14 protein-coding genes are annotated in these 20,344 nt (G+C 67.1%); 12 read left to right on the top strand and 2 right to left on the bottom strand.

Annotation, left to right across the window (positions count from 1 at the left end; genetic code table 11):
* Positions 1-95: 95 nt before the first annotated feature.
* A complete protein-coding gene (locus FZ938_RS26330) occupies positions 96-2,600 on the top strand; it encodes a cellulase family glycosylhydrolase (protein ID WP_149201248.1) in 2,505 nt (834 codons plus the stop codon).
* Positions 2,601-2,686: 86 nt separating this feature from the next.
* Here FZ938_RS26330 and FZ938_RS26325 read toward each other — a convergent pair whose 3' ends face one another.
* Together FZ938_RS26325 and FZ938_RS26320 are read right to left on the bottom strand one after the other, a co-directional pair.
* A complete protein-coding gene (locus tag FZ938_RS26325; protein WP_149201247.1) occupies positions 2,687-3,334 on the bottom strand; it encodes a serine acetyltransferase in 648 nt (215 codons plus the stop codon).
* A gap of 42 nt (positions 3,335-3,376) precedes the next feature.
* Entirely contained in the window at positions 3,377-4,867 is a 1,491-nt protein-coding gene (locus FZ938_RS26320) for a lipopolysaccharide biosynthesis protein (RefSeq protein WP_149201246.1), read from the bottom strand.
* Positions 4,868-5,690: 823 nt separating this feature from the next.
* Between FZ938_RS26320 and FZ938_RS26315 the strand changes: the two genes are divergently transcribed.
* From FZ938_RS26315 to FZ938_RS26265, 11 genes are all read left to right on the top strand, one after another.
* Entirely contained in the window at positions 5,691-7,142 is a 1,452-nt protein-coding gene (locus FZ938_RS26315) for an exopolysaccharide biosynthesis polyprenyl glycosylphosphotransferase (protein WP_149201245.1), read from the top strand.
* Between the two features lie 247 nt (positions 7,143-7,389).
* Positions 7,390-8,703: an O-antigen ligase family protein gene (locus FZ938_RS26310; protein ID WP_149201244.1), complete on the top strand. Its 1,314-nt coding sequence runs from the start codon at positions 7,390-7,392 to the stop codon at positions 8,701-8,703.
* Between the two features lie 82 nt (positions 8,704-8,785).
* Positions 8,786-9,751 carry a glycosyltransferase family 2 protein gene (locus FZ938_RS26305; protein WP_149201243.1) on the top strand — a complete coding sequence of 322 codons (966 nt, stop codon included), beginning with the start codon at positions 8,786-8,788 and terminating at the stop codon, positions 9,749-9,751.
* 24 nt (positions 9,752-9,775) lie between these two features.
* Positions 9,776-10,978 (top strand): glycosyltransferase family 4 protein, encoded by a 1,203-nt coding sequence (locus tag FZ938_RS26300; protein ID WP_149201242.1) that lies wholly within the window; start codon positions 9,776-9,778, stop codon positions 10,976-10,978.
* Positions 10,979-11,356: 378 nt separating this feature from the next.
* Positions 11,357-12,526 carry a glycosyltransferase family 4 protein gene (locus tag FZ938_RS26295; protein ID WP_246458096.1) on the top strand — a complete coding sequence of 390 codons (1,170 nt, stop codon included), beginning with the start codon at positions 11,357-11,359 and terminating at the stop codon, positions 12,524-12,526.
* A gap of 79 nt (positions 12,527-12,605) precedes the next feature.
* Complete coding sequence (locus FZ938_RS26290; protein WP_149201241.1) at positions 12,606-13,535, top strand: polysaccharide deacetylase family protein; 930 nt, start codon at positions 12,606-12,608, stop codon at positions 13,533-13,535.
* A 337-nt stretch (positions 13,536-13,872) separates the two neighbouring features.
* Positions 13,873-14,166, top strand: coding sequence for an acyl carrier protein (locus FZ938_RS26285; RefSeq protein WP_085083499.1), 294 nt, complete (start codon positions 13,873-13,875; stop codon positions 14,164-14,166).
* An 80-nt stretch (positions 14,167-14,246) separates the two neighbouring features.
* The gene (locus FZ938_RS26280; protein ID WP_149201240.1) at positions 14,247-15,839 is read left to right on the top strand and encodes a class I adenylate-forming enzyme family protein; all 1,593 of its coding nucleotides are present in this window, start codon (positions 14,247-14,249) and stop codon (positions 15,837-15,839) included.
* A 67-nt stretch (positions 15,840-15,906) separates the two neighbouring features.
* A complete protein-coding gene (asnB, locus tag FZ938_RS26275; protein WP_149201239.1) occupies positions 15,907-17,958 on the top strand; it encodes an asparagine synthase (glutamine-hydrolyzing) in 2,052 nt (683 codons plus the stop codon).
* 55 nt (positions 17,959-18,013) lie between these two features.
* Positions 18,014-19,018 (top strand): NAD(+) synthase, encoded by a 1,005-nt coding sequence (nadE, locus tag FZ938_RS26270; RefSeq protein WP_149201238.1) that lies wholly within the window; start codon positions 18,014-18,016, stop codon positions 19,016-19,018.
* Positions 19,015-20,121 (top strand): GNAT family N-acetyltransferase, encoded by a 1,107-nt coding sequence (locus FZ938_RS26265; protein WP_149201237.1) that lies wholly within the window; start codon positions 19,015-19,017, stop codon positions 20,119-20,121. The genes nadE and FZ938_RS26265 overlap by 4 nt, the downstream gene beginning before the upstream one ends.
* Positions 20,122-20,344 lie beyond the last annotated feature (223 nt).

Here is a 20,344-nt window from a genome sequence, read left to right as displayed (position 1 = left end):
ATTAGAGCCTCATTTCGCTAAAATTTGAAATAGCTCGTTAACCTTTTCCGGCCAGTCTGGGCTCCAGCGAAAACACGGAAAAGAGGATGCTTCCAATGGCAACGAGCCCCGTCGATACGACCTTCGTAGTCAATGCCTCGGGTGTGTCTGCCGGAGGAGTCTGGCCGCACTTCAAGTTCCTCGTCGATGGCGTGGCCGTCGGCCAGGCGACGGTCAATTCCACCAGCGCCGGCCGGTACAGCTTCACCACCAAGGTGGCGCCCGACGCCGCGCACAAGGTCCAGGTCGTGTACGACAACGACTGGATGTCCACCGACAAGGCCGGCATGTACCGCGACCTGATCGTCAAGTCGATCGAAGTCAACGGCAAGACCATCGCTTCCACCAGCTCGACGGTCTCCTACGCCGCCGACGGCCAGGGCACCCTGTCCGGCCGCGAAATGCTGTCCTGGAGCGGCTCGCTCGATTTCAACATGTCCAAGGACCTGTTCGCCAGCGCCGCCGGTACCCCGACCACGCCCACGACGCCGACCACCCCGACCACCGGCGGCACGCCGATCGTCGTGAATGCGTATGGCACGGCAGCCGGCGGCGTGAACGCCCATTTCAAGGTCATGGTCGACGGCAAGCAGATCGGTGAAGGCACCGCCGGCACCGCCGCCAAGGACTTCACCTTCAACGCGAACGTGGCCGCGGACGTCGCCCACAAGGTCCAGATCCAGTACGACAACGACGGCGTGGTCGGCGGCGTCGACCGCAACCTGCACGTCAACAAGATCACCATCGGCGGCCATGCCGTCGCCCCGACCGACAGCATCGTGTCGATCGACAAGGGCGCGCTGGACGGCCGGGATATCGTCGCCGGCCAGAAGGCGATGTGGTGGAACGGCACCATGGAGGTGAAGGCCGACAAGTCCTGGTTCGCCGGCAGCACCACCGGCCCCACCACCCCGAACCAGCCGAGCCTGTCGGTCAGCGACGCGACGGTGACCGAACCGACCGGCAGCCAGACGTCCAGCGGCATCCAGGGCTTCCTGCACACCCAGGGCAACCAGATCGTCGACGAGGCCGGCCACACCGTTCGCCTGACCGGCGTCAACTGGTTCGGCGGCGAGGGCTACAACTACGTGCCCGCCGGCCTGTGGGTGGACAGCTATCAGCACCACCTGGAAAACATGAAGTCGGTCGGCTTCAACACCATCCGCCTGACCATGTCGGACGCCATGTTCGACAGCAGCGCGGTGACCAACGGCATCGACTATTCCAAGAACCCGGATCTGGTCGGGCTGACCCGCCTGCAGGTCTATGACAAGGTCATCGACTATGCCGGCAAGCTCGGCATGAAGGTGATCCTCGACCACCACCGCAACGACGGCGGCGCCGGCACCAACGAGCACGGGCTCTGGTACACCAGCGCCCACCCGGAATCGACGGTGATCGCCAACTGGAAGATGCTGGCCCAGCATTACGCCGGCAACGAGACCGTCATCGGCGCCGACCTGCACAACGAGCCGAGCGTCACCGCCACCTGGGGCGGCAGCGCCGCCACCGACTGGGCCTCGGCCGCCGAGCGCATCGGCAACTCGATCCAGTCCGTGAACAAGGACTGGCTGCTGTTCGTCGAAGGCACGGAATGGAGCAGCACGCTGGCCGGTGCGCAGTCGCGCCCGATCCACTTCGACACCCCCAACAAGCTCGTTTACTCGCCGCACGCCTACGGCCAGAGCGTCGGGCAGTTCAGCTGGCTGAACGATCCGAACTACCCGAACAACCTGCCGGCCCAGTACGACAAGATGTGGGGCTACCTGTACAAGAACGACACCGCGCCGATCATGCTGGGCGAATGGGGCGGCCAGTTCAACAGCACGGCCGAGCAGACCTGGGCCAAGACCATGGCCAAGTACCTGAACGGCGACTGGAACCTGGACGGCAAGAGCGACATCGCGGCCGGCGACAAGGGCATGAGCTGGACCTTCTGGGCCTGGACCCCGGAATCCGGTGACGTCGGTGGCATCCTGATGGACGACTACAAGACCATCAACCAGAGCAAGATCAACATCATCAAGACCGCCATGGAAGGCGCCGTCTTCGATACCCCGACCACCACCGCCAACAGCGTCAACGCCACCTTCACGGTCAAGCTGTCGGCCGCCTCCGGCAGCCCGGTCACGGTGGACTACTCCACGGTGGACGGCACGGCCAAGGCCGGCTCCGACTACACCGCCACCAGCGGCAAGCTGACCTTCGCCGCCGGCGAGACCGCCAAGACCGTGACGGTCAAGGTGCTGAGCGACAGCGTGACGGAAGGCAACGAGACCTTCAGCCTGAAGATCTCCAACCCGACCGCCGCGACCCTTGCCGACGCCACCGGCACCGGCACCATCGTCGACGCCTCCGCCGCGAAGGCCGCCGCCGCTTCGCTCAGCTCGGCCGACCTGCTGGCCCACACGGTGACGGCTGCCAACGACACGACCGCCGGCGACCTGCCGACGGCCACCGTCGCCAGCATCGACAGCTCGGTCACCGACCTGTCGCACACCGCCTACGACACCGCCTATCACGGCATGGAGTGGCACGACCCGATGGCCCACGCGGCCTGAGGACCGGCTTCACCGCAACCGGTGTAACGATGAAGGAGGGGTCCGGCAGCCACGCTGCCGGACCCTTTCCGTCTTATGTCCGGCAATCAGCCGGGAACGGGCGACGCCTGTGCGGCGGTCGTCTGGGAGGAGGACGCGCCGACCGGGGCCGGATTCGGGATGTCGGGTATGGTGACCTCCGCCACCACCTTTCCCGGATTGCCGGCGACGACGGTGCGCCGGGGCATCGGCTTGGTGACGACGGAGGATGCGGCGACGATGCACTCGTCGCCGACGCTGACGCCGATCACCACCGCATGCGGCCCAACCCAGACGCCGTCGCCCAACTCCGGGTAATGGGTCACCCGGCCGGTGGGAAGCAGGTCGTCCTTCTGGCCCAGGGTGACGCCGTGGAACAGGGTGACGTTTGCGCCAATGCGGGCCTTGGCGTTCACCACCAGCCCCCAGCCGTGCAGGATGCGCAGGCCGGGTCCGACCTGGGTCTCCCACGGCAGATCCATGGCCGCCGAATGCTGGGTCCAGCGGTGCAGCAGGCGGCAGGCGGCCAGCAGCGGCTTGCGCAGCGGTCCTCCCATCCGGTTGGCCGCCTGGCAGCTGCGCAGGGTGAAGGTCACCCGGAACAGGCGGTTGCCCGCCAGCAGCTTCAGCACCGCCTCGAGGCCGGAACCTCCGCCGTAGCGGATGGCGTCCGCCGCGACCGTCTGCCGATATGTATAGCGCGGAACATCCTGCATCGCGGTGGGATCCTCCTGGATCAATCGTTGTCGGGCCGCCCGTCAGGCTGCTTGTGGCCGGCGAAAAAATCGGCCGAGCATGCGGAACAGCATGGCGCGGTCGGTCTTGCCGAAGCTCGGCCCGAACAGGGTGACGACGGCGAACAGCATGGTCAGTCCGACCTTGGCCGCGGCGAAGGTGGGATTCACCTCGAACCCGAACAGGGCGAGGCCGGCCAGATAGGCGATGGCGGCCGGAGCCAGGATGCCCGTCACCCGCAGGATGCTGAGCGGCGGCTCCTTCGGGCTGAGGCGGCGGCACAGCGTCTCGGTGGCGCAGAGCATCACCAGCTCGCGCCCCAGCACGCCGATGGCACCGCCCATCAGGCCGAGCGGTCCCAGCGTCACCCCCATGATCGCCGTGCCGACCGCCAGACCGCCCAGCGAGATCGCCGGCAGGACGCCGACCTTCTTGGTCTTCACCAGCCCGACCTCGGCATGCATGCGCACGCCGTGCAGCACATAGGCCAGCACCAGCAGCGGCATGCAGGGCAGCACGGTGTCGTATTCGCTGGACGCGATCAGCCACAGCACCTCCGGCGAGGTCAGGGCCATGCCCAGCGCCGCCGCGGACAGCAGGACGACGAACAGGTAGAAGACGAATTCCGACTGCTCGCGCCCGGCGGTGTTGTCGCCGACATCGTGCTGGGCCTCGATCCGGCTGACCGACCAGATCTGCAGGAAGGAGGCGGTCAGGAACATGTAGAGCATGGTGGCGAGCCGCAGCCCGAAGGACAGCACGCCCACCGCCGCCACGCCCATCAGCAGGTTGACCAGATAGCGCATGGCGAACTGGTTGCCCATGTCCAGCATGGTCTGCGGCATGAAGGGCAGGCCCAGCAGCGACACCCGCTTCAGGATCCCGAAGGAGAAGCCGACGCCGTTCGCGCCCAGGATCGCAACCGTCAGCGCGATGCCCAGCCCGACGAAGGTGATGGCGTTGGCCAGGAAGATGCCGGTCACGCCCAGGTCCATCACCAGCAGGAAGGTGAGGTTGAGGCCGATCAGCCCCACCGCCTTGCCGACCGAGATCAGCAGGCAGGTTCCCGACCGCTTGTGGACGCGGTAATAGGCGAGCGCCAGTTCGAAGACGGCGCTGAACGCGATGCCGGCAAAGGCGAAGGCGATGATAGGCGCCTGATCGCTGCCGCCGAACAGCAGGTGGCTGGCACCCCATCCCGCCGGCAGCGCCACCGCCAGCAGGAGCAGCGAGGCGGCCCAAAGCCCGATCATGGTGGTGCTGACCACCCGGCTTCGGCCGCGGTTGTCGGCATGTTCGAAATAGACGACGGTGAAGGCGTTGATCATCCCGATCATCAGCATGACCGCGACGATGTCGCCCACCACGCTGATCAGGGCATAGACGCCGAACTCCGCCGGCGACAGGACTTTCGTATAGAGCGGCAGCAGAAGCAGTCCCGCGGCGCGGTTGACCACGTTCGCCACCATGAACATCCAGCCATGTTTGATGATCGTACCAGCTTCGAGAGCCATCCGGTTTCCTTCGCCCCCTATAGTCCGCTTCTTTTCCCGGTCCCGCCTGAGAGGGGAGCGCTGCGTCCGGCAAGTCGCATGGGGTGGGTTGCACGGGCGCAGATAAGGAAAAAGAACGCGCCAAATCTTGGCGGCGGCTGGGAAAGCGTCAATTCGACCTTGAAGCGACTGCGGCACTCTTCGGTGCTAGTCACCACGGCTTCGGTCAGAGAAGCAGGACGTTCCGATTAGGCTTTCCGGCGAGCCCGCACGCTGCCTCCTACGCCCCGCAACAGGCAAGGGTTCCTTCGCGCCACGCCCCCGCTCGGAATTGCCCGGCACTTCCCTTCGGTAAATCCAGGTGGCGGACCCACTCCGCAAGTTCGGCGATCACCCCCCTTCGCGTTCCGCCGTTCCGGCCCTTCGGGGAAGGGTTTACCGTCCTCTACCCAAAAATTGCGGGGATCGAACGTGCCGCCGGAGGTGCGACACCACCTTGCCGCTAACCCGAAACGTTATCCCCGCCGGGGACGGCATCCGAAAGTATCCCCTTAAATATTCGGGTACCCGCACCCTTTGAAACCCGGGTGGTATCGCGGACGCGAAATCAACGCCCGTATGCACTGTTGCTGGCCGAGCCTCCTCATCCTAATTCGTCCTCAACGAACCGCGGATCGGCCGATCGAAATCATGAAAGAGCGATCTTTACATAAATGCGCAGCTGAGATTGAGGCGGCGCAGCAAAGTAAAGACCGGCCGAATCCCAAGAGACGCTGATGACGAGCGACCATCCGCACGAATGGCCGTGCGGTGGCTGGCATTCCCTTCAACCACGGGACCTGCGATGAGCAAACTGGACCCAGATGTGGTCATCGATCTGACCTCGGCGAAAAAGGCGACGATCCCGACGATCGCCCCCGGGCTGCTGCTTGCACTGTCCGACGGGCTGGTCCTCGCCCTGGTGGGGTGGACGCTCAACCATTTCCTCGGTGCCGACGCGCTGACGGAGCCGCTGGAGGCTGCGGCGTGGCAGCGATCGCTGGTGACCGGCCTGATGCTGGTGCCTTTGGTCAAGTCGGTGTTCGGCATCTACACGCTGGGCCGCTTCGACTATATGGAACGGACGCGGCGGACTTTTCAGGCGGCCTTTCTGTGCTGTGCCGTGCTGGCCGTGCCCTTCATCGTGATGGAGGGTTTCCGTTCCTTCTTCGTGGAGGCGCTGTCGATCGCGCTGCTCGGCTTCGCGGTCACCTATGTCGCCGACCTGCTGCTGATCCAGGGGCTGCTGTCCAGCGCGCTGGACTGGCGCACGCCGGTGGTGATCGTCGGCGCCGGCCCGCAGGGTGCCGCCATCGCCGAGAAGCTGCAGCGCCTGCCCTGGCTCGGCATGCGTCCGGTCGGCTTCGTCGACGACGACGACAGCCTGTGGCAGACCCGCGTCGCCGGCCTGCCGGTGATGGGTCCGGTGGAACTGCTGGCCAAGTCGCCCGCCGTCGCCGGCCAGGCCACCGCCGCCATCGTCGCCGACATGAGCCGACATGGCAGCGACCTGACCGGCCTCGTGCGCACCCTGCCCTTCCGCCAGGTCTATTGCGTGCTGGGCGAGGGCAACGTCAGCGCGGTCGACGCGACCTATCACAACCTGCACGGCTCGCTGGCCCTGCGCGTCAGCGTCCGTCCGCCGACCGGCTACCTGCGCATCCGCCGCGCCATGGACATCGTGCTGTCGTCCATCCTGCTGGTACTGGTGGCGCCGCTGATGCTGGGTCTCGCCGTCGCCATCAAGCTGGACAGCCCAGGCCCGGTGATGTTCCGCCAGAAGCGCTGGGCCGGAGGCAAGCAGACCTTCGACCTGCTGAAGTTCCGCTCCATGCATGTCGACGCGGAGGAGCAGCTGCAGCAGCTGCTGGAGAACGATCCGATCGCCCGCGAAGAGTACATGACCTACCACAAGCTGACGGTCGACCCGCGCATCACCCCGCTCGGCCGCTTCCTGCGCAAGACCTCGCTCGACGAGCTGCCGCAGCTGTGGAACATCCTTATGGGCGACATGAGCCTGATCGGTCCGCGCGCCTACATGCCGAAGGAACTGCCGGAGGTTGGCGAGTCCGCCGCGGTGATCGGCAGCGTCCGTCCGGGCCTGACCGGCTACTGGCAGGTGTCGGGACGCCACCGCACCACCTTCCAGGAACGCGTGGCGATGGACGTCTTCTATGTCCGCAACTGCGGCCTGCTGTTCGACTTCTTCATCCTCTGCAAGACCGCGGTGATGGTCCTGAAGGGCGACGGGTCGTAACCCGTCCCACTTTGAGCCGGATGCCAGCCGGACCCCCGCGCCACCCGCGCGGGGGTCTTTTTATTGGAATGCTTCGGCTCCATTCCCTTTTTCGGGAGGCAAAGAATGGGAGGAGCGCGAAAGCGGCTACCTCTTTCGGGTCCAGCCTCCTTCGGTCTAATGCCACCGCCCGGCTACGAGAAGGGGGTGGCGAACCGCATCTTCAGGTCTGCACAGCCGAACGCGGTACGGCAGCAAGGGAAAGCCGATGAAAGTCCTGGATTTTCTGGAAAAGAGCATCGCCGTCATCGGCATCATCGCTTTCGGAGGCTCCGTGCTTCCGCTGATGCTCACCGGCGGCGACCCTCTGGCCGGCGATCTTGAGTCCGCCGGCGTCACCGTCCTGTATGGCGGCCTCTATCTGCTGGTGCTCGCCGCCATCGCGCTGCGGCCGGGCATCGCCTTCCAGATTCCCTTCGCCAGCCCGGCGCTGACGACGATGATGGCCTTCGCCTTCCTGACCGCGCTGTGGTCGCTGTTCCCCGACGTGACGCTGCGCCGGTCGATCGCCTTCATGTTCACGACGGTGTTCGGCATCTGGCTCGCCCTGCGCTTCCGCTTCCCGGAGATCATGCGGCTGCTGGTGGTCGGGCTGTCCTTCCTGATGTTCGTGTCCTTCTTCATGATCTTCGCGATGCCTTCGATCGGGTTGGACAGCGCCCAGCATGTCGGCGCCTGGAAGGGCGTGTTCTTCCAGAAGAACGTGACCGGCCGCATGATGGTCTGGCTGGTGCTGGCGCTGGTCTGGCTGGACTGGCAGAAGGAGCAGAGCCGCTGGGTCACCCGGCCGCTGATCCTGCTGGCGATGCTGCTGATCGTGATGAGCCGGTCCGGCACCGGTCTGGTCACCTCGGTCCTGGTGTCGGTGGCCCTGCTGTCCACCACCATGCTGCGCGGCAGCATCCGCAACTTCGCCCCGACCATGGCGCTGCTGCTGGCCCTCCTGGTCATCATGGTCACGGCCGGCGCCACCTTCTGGTACGACGTGCTCTATGCCCTGGGCCGCGACCCGACCCTGACCGGCCGCACCGTGCTGTGGCAGCACATCGTCCACTCCGTCACCGAACGGCCGCTGTTGGGCTATGGTTACGCCGCCTACTGGTTCGGCTTCAACGGGCCGGGCGCCAGCTTCACCCGCGACTGGGGCATCACCTCGGCCCACAGCGGCTGGCTGGAGCTGACGCTCGACCTCGGCCTCGTCGGCGTGGCGCTGGTCCTGGTGGTGCTGAGCCGGATGCTGTTCCAGGGCTTCTTCGCCGCCCGCTACGGCAACAGCCGGCCCGAGGCCGCCTGGGCCTTCGCCGTCGGCTGCGCCCTGCTGGCGGTGTCGGTGTCGGAAAGCGTGTTCGCCGAGCGCCATTCCATGAATTGGGTGATCGCAACGATCGCCGTCGTCCGTCTGATCCAGCAAAGCCGCTGGCAGCGCCTGCTGAACGACCGGGCGGAGGAGCAGCATCGCCTGCGGCGGCATGCGCCCGCCGGCGTCGCCCCCGCCTATGCCGGCCAGAGCCGGGCGCTCTAGCCACCGACCTGACCATCGATTTCGGGCCCCCGGCCCCTTTCCCTGCGACCCTTCCCATTTTGCTTCGACCGAAGGCAGACCCATGAGCCCGAAGAAAGAACCGGCGAACAGTTACCATCCGGCGAGCAATGAAAAGGTTACCGTCGTGATCCCCACCCGCAATCGCCCGGACATGGTGATGCGGGCGGTGCGCAGCGCTCTCGACCAGACCTATCGGGACCTGGACGTCGTCGTCGTGATCGACGGACCGGATCCGGCCACCGCCTCCCATCTGGCGACGCTGGCCGATCCGCGCCTGACCGTGATGGAACTCGAGACGAACCACGGTGCCGCGGAAGCGCGCAACATCGGCGTGCGCAGCGCGCGGGGCGACTGGATCGCCTTCCTCGACGACGACGACCATTGGATGCCGGAGAAGGTAGCGCTGCAGATGGCGGCCCGCCCGGCCGGCATCCGCCTTCCCATCGTCAGCTGCCGCTGCCAGGTGGTGACCGCCCGCGGCACCTTCGCCTGGCCGCGGCGGCTCGCCACCCCGGCCGACGCCATCGGCGATTACCTGTTCGTCCGACGCGGCCTGTTCAAGGGCGAGACCTTCGCCCCCACCACCACGCTGCTGGCGCCCAAAGCGCTGCTGCTGCGCAACCCCATTCCCGAATCCCGGTTCGACGACTGGGAGTGGCTGATCACCTGCGGCCGGATCGACGGCGTGGCCCTGGTCCACATACCCGAGGTGATGGCCGTCCATTACACCGAGAACAACCGCGTCACGCTTTCGACCTGCCACAACATCAACCATGCCCTGGAATGGGCGGAGTCGATGCGCGACAGCCTGTCGCCGCGCGCCTATGCCAGCCTGCTGCTGCAGGCGACCGGCGGCGAGCAGGCGGCCCGGACCGCCGGAACGCGCTGGCGCATCCTGAACTCCGCGCTGCGCGACGGTCAGCCGACGCCGATGGCGCTCGCCACCTTCACCATGCATTCGCTGATGCCGGTCGGTCTGCGCCGCCGCCTGCGGCAAGCCTTGTTCTCCGCGTCCGACGCCGCCTGAGCACGAAAAAGGACCCAGACGCCTATGGACAGCACAAACGACAGCCGTACCCCCGCAAGCCCGCCGGATGCATCCCACCGGATCGCGATCGTATTCGCGACGCCGGGTGCACTCGACGGCGGCGGCGGCATCGGCCGCATGACGGGTTACGTGGTCGACCAGTTCGACAAGTCGGGCACGACCCGATCCATCATCCTCGATACACGCGGCACCGGTAGCGTTCTGCTGTCTCCCTTATATCTCGGCCTGACCCTGACGCGCATGGCCTGGATCCTGGCGCGTCGCAAAGCCTCCGTCGTGCACATCAACGTGTCCGAGCGGGCGAGTTTCCTCCGCAAGGCGGCGGTCCAGGCGGTGGCGGGGCTGATGTCCTGCCCCACCGTGGTCCACCTGCACGGCGCCTCCTTCGTCGAATTCTTCGAGGGCGGCATCTTCGCCCGCGCCATCAGCCGCTGGCTGTTCAACCGCTGCGGCCGGGTGGTGGTGCTGGGCGACAACTGGCGCGATTTCCTGGTCCAGTCGGTCCGCACCGACCCCCGCAAGATCCGGGTGCTCTACAACGCGGTGCCCGATGTCGGCGCCGACCTCGGCCCGCCCGTGCCGCCGGAGCCGGATGCGGTCCTGTCGCTGCTGGTGCTCGCCAACCTGTCGGAGCGCAAGGGCATCGGCACGCTGTTGCGTGCCGGCGCGCTGCTGAAGGAGCGCGGACAACCCTTCCGTGTCACCATCGGCGGCGGCGGCGACGTGGAGGGCTATCGCGCGATGGCGGCCGAGTTGGGGATCGCGGAGAACTGCAGCTTCCTGGGCTGGATCGGCCGGGAGGAGGCGCATGCGCACATCCGCTCCCACGACATGTTGCTGCTGCCCTCCACCCATGAAGGACTGCCGATGGTGATCCTGGAGGCGCTTTCGGCGCAACTGCCGGTCATCACCACGCCGGTCGGCTCGATCCCGGAGGTGCTGACCGATGGAGAGACCGCGCGGATCATCCCGGTGAACGATCCGCAGGCACTGGCAGACGCCGTCGTCCAGGTCGGCCACGACCCGGCTCTCTACCGCCGCCTTGCGGAGAACGGCCGGCGCCTGTTCCTGAAGCAATTCGTCATCGACGCCTACGCCAAGTCCCTTCTGGCGATCTACCAGGAGTTGGACCGCAGCGGCGCCGAGCTGTCGGGGGAGCTGGACAAGCTCGCCGGATCGGCCGCCGCCGCATCCAAACGGCGATGATCCAAGGTCATGGCCGCCTCGATGATCGGTCTGGAAAACAATCAAGACGAGTATGACCGGAAGGAAGCCGCACATGCACAGGTTGGGTAACCATACCGGCAAGCCAACCCGTTCGGTCGCTCCACAGCGTGCGGGTAACGTATCGCGTAAACTTGCACGTGGATGTCGCCCGGCCTTCGGCCGCGGCATGTTCCAAACGGCGGCAGTCGACCGGCCGCATCACCACGCACCTCCCTGAACGGACTGAAGAACGAGCCGACAAGGGACCGAGGCCAAAAACATAACAAGCCCGCCGCAGCCGTCGAAGGACGGTCGTCACACGGTAAAAGCCGGGACGCAACGCAGGAACGGCGGGCCGGGAAAGGATCAGGAGCGGACATGATCTATATCGTCTCCCCCGGCGGCACGCAGGAGAAAGGCGGAATGGGACGTGTGGTCGACAACTTCACGACGGATCTGCGGCAGAACTGCCCGGATGTGAAGTTCGAGGTGGTCGACAGCTACGGTCCCGGAAAATTCCACCTGATGCCGCTATATTTCGCACGGGCGACCGCCCGTCTCGCCGGCTGCTTCGCCGCCGGCAAGGCCGACCTCGTCCACATCCATATGGCGGAATATGGCAGTGTCCTGCGCAAGGGCATCCTGATCGCCTTGGCCCGCAGCTTCGGCGTGCCGGTCGTCCTGCACCTGCATGGCGGACGCTTCCCGAAGCACTTCAAGGACAGCAGCCCGCTGATGCGCTGGGCGATTCGCCGCATGATGGCGATGACCAGCGAGATCGTCGTTCTGGGCGAATTCTGGCGCGACTGGGTGGCGGAGGCCTTCGGGCCGGAGACGCGGCAGCGCACCACCCTGCTGCACAACGCCGTGCCGGGCCCGGCCTCCCCGCCGGTGCGCGACGACGCGGAGGAAGGCTTCGCCGGTCCGGTGCGCCTGCTGTTCCTCGGCCGGCTGATCAAGCTGAAGGGCATCGACGTCCTGCTGAACGCACTCGCATCCGCCGCCTGCCGCGACCGGAACTGGCAGGTCACCATCGCCGGCGACGGCGATCTGGAGACCTATCGCGGCCTTGCCACGGTTCTCGGCATCGCCGACCGCGTGCGCTTCACCGGCTGGCTCGACCAGGCCGGCTGCCGGCGCGAGCTGGCCAACGCCCATGTGCTGGTCCAACCCTCGATGTTCGAAGGCCTGCCGATGTCGGTGCTGGAAGCGATGGCGGAGGGGCTGACCATCGTCGCCACCCCGGTCGGCAGCGTTCCGGACGCCGTCGCCGACGGCGAGACCGGGCTGCTGGTGCCGCCGGGCGATGTCGCCGCGCTTGCCGACGCGCTGGCGCGGGTGATCGACGACCGCAACCTGCGCCGCAACCTCAGCGCCGGCGCCCGCGCACGGTGGGAGCGCCAGTTCGACGTCGCCGTCTTCCGCGAACGTCTGCTGGAGATCTACCGCCGCAACGCCCGCGGCAGCCTGACCACGACGCCCGCCGTTCCCGCCGGCCCGGTGCCGGCCTCCGGACCGGCGGGCCATACGAAAAGCACGACCGGCTGACGCGGAGAGCGGCAGGCCGCTTTCGGCTCAGGCCGCTCGCGGCCCGAACCGGGAGCATCGACATGAAGGAGGGGGCACCATGAAAAACGCCATTGCCAATCTGGTGCGCTGGTCGGGATTCGGTGCGATGCAGCGGTTCCTGAAGGCGCGGCACGCCGTCACCATCGTCGTCTACCACGACCCGGCCCCTGAGGTGCTGCGCGAGCATCTGCGCTGGTATGCCAGGCATTACGGCTTCACCACGCTGGACGCCGTCGCCGCCGCCATGGAGAGCGGCCGCTGGGACAAGCTGCCGGCTTATCCGCTGGTCATCACCTTCGACGACGGGCATCGGAACAATACGGCGCTGGCGCCCTTGTTCCGCGAGTTCGATTTGCGGCCGACTATCTATCTCTGCAGCCAGATCGTCGGCACCGCCCGCCCCTATTGGTGGAAGACCGCCGCCGCCGACGGCATCGGGGTGGAGCGGCTGAAGCGGGTGCCCGATCCCGAACGCCGCCGCCTGCTGGCCGAAGCCGGCGACGATCCCGATCGCGACGGCGCCGACCGTCAGGCGATGACCTGGGACGAGATCGCGCGGATGACCGATGTCGCCGATTACGGCGCCCACACCCGCACTCACCCGATCCTGTTGCAATGTGACGACGGCCGTTGCGCCGACGAGATCGCGCTCTGCCGTGCTGAGCTGGAGGAGGCGTTGGGCCGGCCCTGCCGCCATTTCGCCTTCCCCAACGGCGACTTCAGCGACCGCGAGGTGGAGGAGATCCGGCGTGCCGGATACCGCACCGCCCGCACCATCGATCCCGGCTGGAACGATTCTTCCACCGACCCGCTGCGCCTGAAGGCTTTCCCTGTGTCCGACGACGCGACCGTCGATTGGCTCAGCGTCCAGCTGACCGGTATCCCGGCCTGGCTGCGCAAGCGCAAGGCCGCCTCCGACAGCCCGGCCGGCAAGGTGACACCCGAATGGGCAGGCTCGATGGCAAAACCCAAGTCCGCGGGCGTATGACCGCGACCGGCCACGCCAAGCCGAAGGTCTGGCGACAAGCGACAAGCCCTATTACCGGAGAACAGAGTGGCTAACCACAGACTTCAATCCACTCCTATCCTTTGAGCCCTCGCAAACCACCGCCTCCATCACAATAAAATTGCATATCACGCGGATGCGAAAACAAGGAGCCAATCCACCGCGGGACACATGACAAGGGATGGCCGGACCCACGCCCCCGACATCATCCCCGCGAGCCACCCGGCACCGTCCACACCGAACCAATTTCGACAGACCTCGTCAGACATCGCTTCGACCGAACCCACGTCGACCGAACCCAGCAGGAGTTTTCAGAGACATGCGGACCGCCACCCTGACCGACACGACCCTGACCGCTCCCGCCCTGCCGGAAATCCGCGCCTTCATCGTGGAGAATTTCCTGCTCGGCAAGGACTCCGGCTTCGACAACAGCGAATCCCTGCTGGAGTCGGGGATCATCGACAGCACCGGCATCATGCACGTCGTCGCCTTCCTGGAAGAGCGCTTCGGCATCGCCGTCGACGATGACGACATGATCGCCGACAACCTGGAGTCGGTCGACCGCATCGCCAGCTTCGTCGACCGCAAGCAGGAACTCCGCAACGCCGCCTGACATAGGTCGAGCGACGGGCGCCAACGGACAGGCCCCGCGGAAGGGCCCAGCGGTAGGCCGACGGCAAGAAGGAGGGTTCCTTGGCCCATCTGGTTCACCAGTTCCTCAGCGAGACGACCGGGCGGGATCCTTCCCGCACTGCGCTGATCGCCGGGGATGCCCGCCGCAGCTTCTCCGAGCTGGACCGCGAGAGCGATGCCGTCGCCTGCGCGCTCCAGTCAGCCGGGGTCGCCCGCGGCGATCGCGTGGCGGTGATGCTGGAGAACTCCATCGAATATGTCGCCGGCCTGTTCGGCACGCTGAAGGCCGGCGGCGTGTTCGTGCCCGTCAACCCCTCGACCAAAGCCGACAAGCTGACCTACCTGCTGGCAGATGCCGGCATCCGGGTCCTGATCGCGCCGGCAGCATTGGCCCGGCAGGTCCTGCCGGCGCTCGAGACGGTGGAAACGCCGCCGGCGGTTCTGTGGGTCGGCGCCGGGCTGCCGGCCGGTGCATCCGGTCTGCTTTACGCCGACGCGCTGACGGCTCCGCAGCGCCAGCCGGCCGATCCCGGTCTGATCGACCAGGATCTGGCGGCGATCATGTACACCTCCGGCACCACCGGCCGGCCGAAGGGCGTGATGCTGACCCATGCCAACTACGTCAACACCAGCTGGTCGATCTCGACCTATCTGGGGAATACCCCCGACGACGTGGTGATGTGCGTGCTGCCGCTGACCTTCGGTTACGGCCTGTCCCAGGTGCTGACCGGCGCCCGCGTCGGCTTCACCCTGGTGCTGGAGCGCTCCTTCGCCTTCCCGATGGAGACGCTGAAGCGCATGGTGCAGCACCGGGTCACCGGCTTGCCCGGCGTCCCGACCGTCTTCTCCACCCTGCTGGGGCTGGAAGCGGCGAAGACCGCCGACCTCGGCCACCTGCGCTATCTGACCAACGCCGCCGCCCCGCTGCCGGCCGCCCATCTCCGCCGGCTGCGCGAGCGTTTCCCCCAGGCCGTCTTCCATTCCATGTACGGCATGACCGAGTGCTGCACCCGCATCAGCACGCTCGACCCCGCCGATCTGGACGCCAAACCGGCCTCGGTGGGACGCGCCATTCCGAACTGCGAGGCGTTCGTCGCCGACGAGGACGGCAACCGCCTCCCCCCCGGCCAGGTGGGCGAGCTGGTGGTGCGGGGCGCCAACGTGATGCGCGGCTATTGGAACCGGCCTGAGGAAACCGCCCGGCGCCTGCGTCGCGGTCCCCAGGGCGAGACCCTGCTGTTCACCGGCGACCTGTTCACCCAGGACGCCGAGGGGCACCTCTACTTCGTCAGCCGCAAGGACGATGTGTTCAAGTGCCGCGGCGAGAAGGTCAGCCCAAAGGAGGTCGAGAACGCGCTGTACGAACTGGAGGGCGTTCTGGAGGCCTGCGTCATCGGCGTCCCCGACGATGCCGACGGGCTCGCGGTCAAGGCCTTCCTCGTCCCACGCGACGGCGCCGCCATTTCCGAGGCGGCCATCAGGCAGCATTGCCGCGGCCGGCTGGAGAGCCACCTCGTGCCGAAATTCATCGAGTTCCGCGACAGCCTGCCGAAGACCGACTCCGGCAAGATCCGGCGGGCAGAGCTGGTGGAGGAAGTCCGCGTGCCCGACGGCGGTATCAGTGCCCACTCCCGCACAGCGGCAGAGGGTTAGGCAGGGACCTCGCTTCCCAACCCTGAGCACCACCACGAATACCCACCCCAGGACAGAGAGCACGCTCATGTGTGGTGTCGCCGGAGTTCTCGCAGGATCGCGTGCCGAACCTGCCGGTCTGGACGAGTTGAAGCGCATGATCGCCATGCTGGGCCACCGCGGCCCGGACGGCTACGGCTTCTATCGTGACGACCGGATCGGTCTTGCCCATGCGCGGCTCAGCATCGTCGGTCTGGCCGGCGGCTTCCAGCCGATCCACAACGAGGACCGCACCCTCTGGATCAGCTTCAACGGCGAGATTTTCAACCATGTCGAACTGCGCCGGGAGCTGGAGGCGCGCGGCCACCGCTTCTACACCCGGACCGACACCGAGGTGATCGTCCACGCCTTCGAGGAATACGGCCCCGCCACCTGGGCCAAGCTGAACGGCCAGTTCGCCATCTGCCTGTGGGACGCGACCCGGCGCGAGCTGTGGCTGGTCCGCGACCGGCTCGGCATCCTGCCGCTGTTCTATGCCCGGCGCGGCGACCATCTGGCCTTCGCGTCGGAGGCCAAGTCCCTGTTCGGCGGCGGCCGCGTGACGCCCGCCTTCGACCCGGCCCGTCTCGCCCAGGTCTTCACCCACTGGAGCACCGCGCCGCACGGCAGCGTCTTCGCAGGGGTGGAGAGCGTTCCGGCGGCCACCGCCATCCGCGTGGACTCCACGCTGGCGCTGCATGTCGACCGCTACTGGCAGCCCGATTTCGTCACCGATCCGTCACTCGCCAACCTGTCGCTGGACGAGGCGGCCGACCGGCTGGAGGAGAAGCTGCTCGACGCCATCCGCCTGAGGCTGCGCGCCGACGTGCCGGTCGGCGTCTATATCAGCGGCGGGCTCGACAGCTCGGTGATCGCGGCGCTGGCCCGCAAGCTCGACACCACCCACATGCACAGCTTCGGTGTCCGCTTCACCGACGCCGGCTTCGACGAGACGCCGCAGCAGCGGCTGGTCGCCGGCCATGTCGGGACCGAGCACCATGACATCCTCTGCGGCCCGCAGGACATCCAATCCGCCCTGCCCGACGTCATCCGCCATGGCGAGACGCCGCTGGTCCGCACCGCCCCCGCCCCGCTCTTCCTGCTGTCGCGTCTGGTGCGCGAGAGCGGCATCCGCGTGGTGCTGTCCGGCGAGGGTGCCGACGAATGGCTGGCCGGTTACGACATCTTCAAGGAGGACAAGGTCCGCCGCTTCTGGGCGCGCCAGCCCGGCAGCAAGGCGCGTCCGAAGCTGCTGGGCCGCGTCCATCCCTTCGCCGCCGTCAACGGCCAGAAGGACAGCCCGCTATGGCAGGCCTTCTTCAAGCGCGGGATGATGGACACCGACGAGACCTTCTATGCCCACCGCACCCGCTGGCGGAACACCGGGTGGTCACAGCGTCTGCTGTCCGCCGATGTCCAGGCAACCGCCGACGATGCAGCCTTCGAGGCGCATGTGGCGGCCCATCTGCCGGACGGCTGGTCGCGCTGGTCGCCGCTGGCCCGCAGCCAGTGGGCGGAGATCGCCACCTTCATGACCCCCTACCTGCTGTCGGCCCAGGGCGATCGCGTCGCCATGGCCAACAGCATCGAGGTCCGCTACCCGTTCCTCGACCCGGCGGTGGACGACCTCTGCGCCGCCCTGCCGGATCGGGTGAAGATGCTGGGGCTGCGCGACAAGCTGGCCTTGCGCCGGCTGGCCGCCCGCCATCTGCCGGCCGAGATCTTCCAGCGGCCGAAGCGGCCCTATCGCGCGCCGATGACCACCGCCCTGTTCGGCGACGGCGCCCCGGACTATGTCCGCGACCTGCTGTCGCCGGAGGCGCTCGCCCGCTACGGCCTGACCGATGCGGCGGCGGTCGGCGCGCTGGCCGACAAGGCCCACCGCCAGAACGGCCGCATGGCTGGCGAGCGGGAGGAGATGGCCCTGGTCGGCACACTGACCCTGCAGATCCTCGCCCATTACGTCCACGACGAGCTTCCCCAGCGCATCCGCGACCAGCGCGATGCCTTGGACCGCGCCGAAATTCATGTGCTGGAGGATCGGGTGGCCGACACCCGGACCGCCACGCCCCAGTCCATTGCCCAGCCCACCGCGGCCTGACCGCCGCGATTCTATCCGACCGACGATGCATCAACCCCCATCGGGAACCGTGACCATGCTGAACGCTCTGTCCTCGTTCGACTCCAAGGCCCTCGATCTGGATTGCGCGTCCGCGGCGCGCGAGATCGAAGACGCCATCCAACGCATCGTCGCCCATGATCTGCGCCGCCAGGGCATCGTGCTCGGCGTGTCCGGCGGCATCGACAGCTCGGTCTGCGCCACGCTCGCCGTCCGCGCCCTGGGGCCGGAGCGCGTTCAGTGCATCCTGATGCCGGAGAAGGAGAATTCGCCGAAGAGCACCCGCCTCGGCACCCTGCTCTGCGAGCATCTCGGCGTCACCCCGGTGATGGAGAACATCACCGGCCCGCTGGAAGCTCTCGGCTGCTACGAACGGCGCGACAATGCCATCCGCCGGCTGTTCCCGGAATTCGGGCCGGGCTGGAAGCAGAAGATCGGTCTGGCCGGCAACCTGCTGGACGCCGACCGTGTCAACTACTTCACCCTGACCGTCGAGTCGCCGGAGGGCGAGCGCCAGACCAGCCGCATGCCGGTGGACGTCTATCTCGACGTCGTCGCAGCAACCAACCTGAAGCAGCGCATCCGCAAGACGGTCGAATACACCCACGCCGACCGCCTGAACTACGCCGTGCTCGGCACACCGAACCGGCTGGAATACGAGTTGGGCTTCTTCGTGCGCGGCGGCGACGGTCTGGCCGACCTGAAGCCGATCGCCCACCTGTACAAGTCGCAGGTCTACCAGATGGCGGCCCATCTCGGCCTGCCGGCGGAGATCCAGGCCCAGTCGCCCAGCACCGACACCTACACCCTGCCGCAGTCGCAGGAGGAGTTCTACTACGCCCTGCCCTACGACAAGCTGGACCTGGCACTCTGTGCCTACGGGCGCGGCGCCAGCGAGGAGGAGGCTGCGGCGGCGCTGAACCTCACCATTCCGCAGGTCCATCGCGTCTATAAGGACATCACCGCCAAGCGCCGCACATCGGCCCGCATCCTGCGCGATGCCCATCTGGTGCAGCCGGTGTCCGTCGGGGAGGAGGCATGAGCGTCATCGACTGGAAGCAACGTGGCGTCGCCCGGTATGAACCGGGCGACCGCGCCGCTCTGGAGACGTTCCAGCGCGCGCATTTCGGTGCGGAGGCGATCCAGCTTTGTCCCGACCATTTCCACTGGCTGTTCGAGGAACCGCCGGAGCGGGAGCATGAGGGGCCGCAGCTCTGGCTGTGCAAGCGGAACGGCGCGGTGGTCGGCCAGCAGGGCGGCATCCCCTTCGCCCTGAAGGTGGGTGAACGCAACCGGCGGGCCTCCTGGGCGATCGACCTGATGGTCGCCCCGGAATGGCGCCTGCGCGGCGTCGGTCCCGCCCTGTCGGAGACCCACTCCGCGGCCGGCGACCTCGCCGTGTCGCTGTCGATGACGGAGGCCGCCTACAAATCCTACAAGCGCGGTGGCTGGCTCGATCTCGGCAATGTGCCGACCTATCTGCGGGTGATCGATCCGCTGCGCTGCCTGCGCGTCAGCCCCTATGGCGGGGGCTTGGCCAAGCTGGTCGCCAGGGTGGGCAAGCCGGCGCTGGCCACTGCCTCCTTGGGCTACGGGCTGTCGGCCAAGCTGCTCGGCGCCAGACTGGTGGAGATCGACCGCTTCGACTACCGTGTCGACGACCTGTGGGAAGCGGCCTCGGCGCAGCATCCGGTGATCGCCCGGCGCGACTGGGCCTTCCTGAACTGGCGCTTCGACCTCACGCCGCAGGCCGACCGCTTCCGCCGCTTCTACGTCATGCGCGGCGAGACCGTGCTGGCCTATGTCGTGCTGCGGGTCGATTACTGGAAGGGCGAGCCGGTCGGCGTGGTCTGCGATTATCTGGCCCGGCCGGGCTGGCTGGTGGCGGCCTTCTCGCTGATGACCGAGTTGGCGCGCCGGCAGGGCATGGTCGCGCTGATGTGCCGGACACTGAATGCCCAGGCGGCGCGGCCGCTGTCGATGATGGGCTTCCTGTGCCTGAAGAACGGCCTGCGCACGCCGACCCGCATGATGGTGCGGCCGGCGCTCGACCAGCCGGAGCTTGCCGGCACGGTCGGCGATCCGAAGAACTGGTTCGTCACCGTCGCCGACAGCGACATGGGCTTCCGCAGCCTGGGCGAGTAGGAGAAAGCCGAAATTCCAAACGCGAAAAGGCCGCCTTCCCACAAGGGAGGCGGCCTTTTCGCTGATCGCGATAAAATCGAGTTTCAAGTGACGGGATGCGTCTTCAGATCGTCCATGAAGCGGCTTACCGCTGTGCATGGCGCCCAGTGAGATCAAGCCGATCGAGCGATTAGTAAGGCTTAGCTTCAGGCATTGCTGCCGGTCCACATGCCTCCTATCGACG

Origin of the sequence: Azospirillum oryzae, assembly GCF_008364795.1 — a bacterium.
Classification (GTDB): Bacteria; Pseudomonadota; Alphaproteobacteria; order Azospirillales; family Azospirillaceae; genus Azospirillum; species Azospirillum oryzae.
The sequence above is the reverse complement of the archived record's forward strand: the minus strand, read 5'-3'. Positions and strand labels throughout refer to the sequence as shown.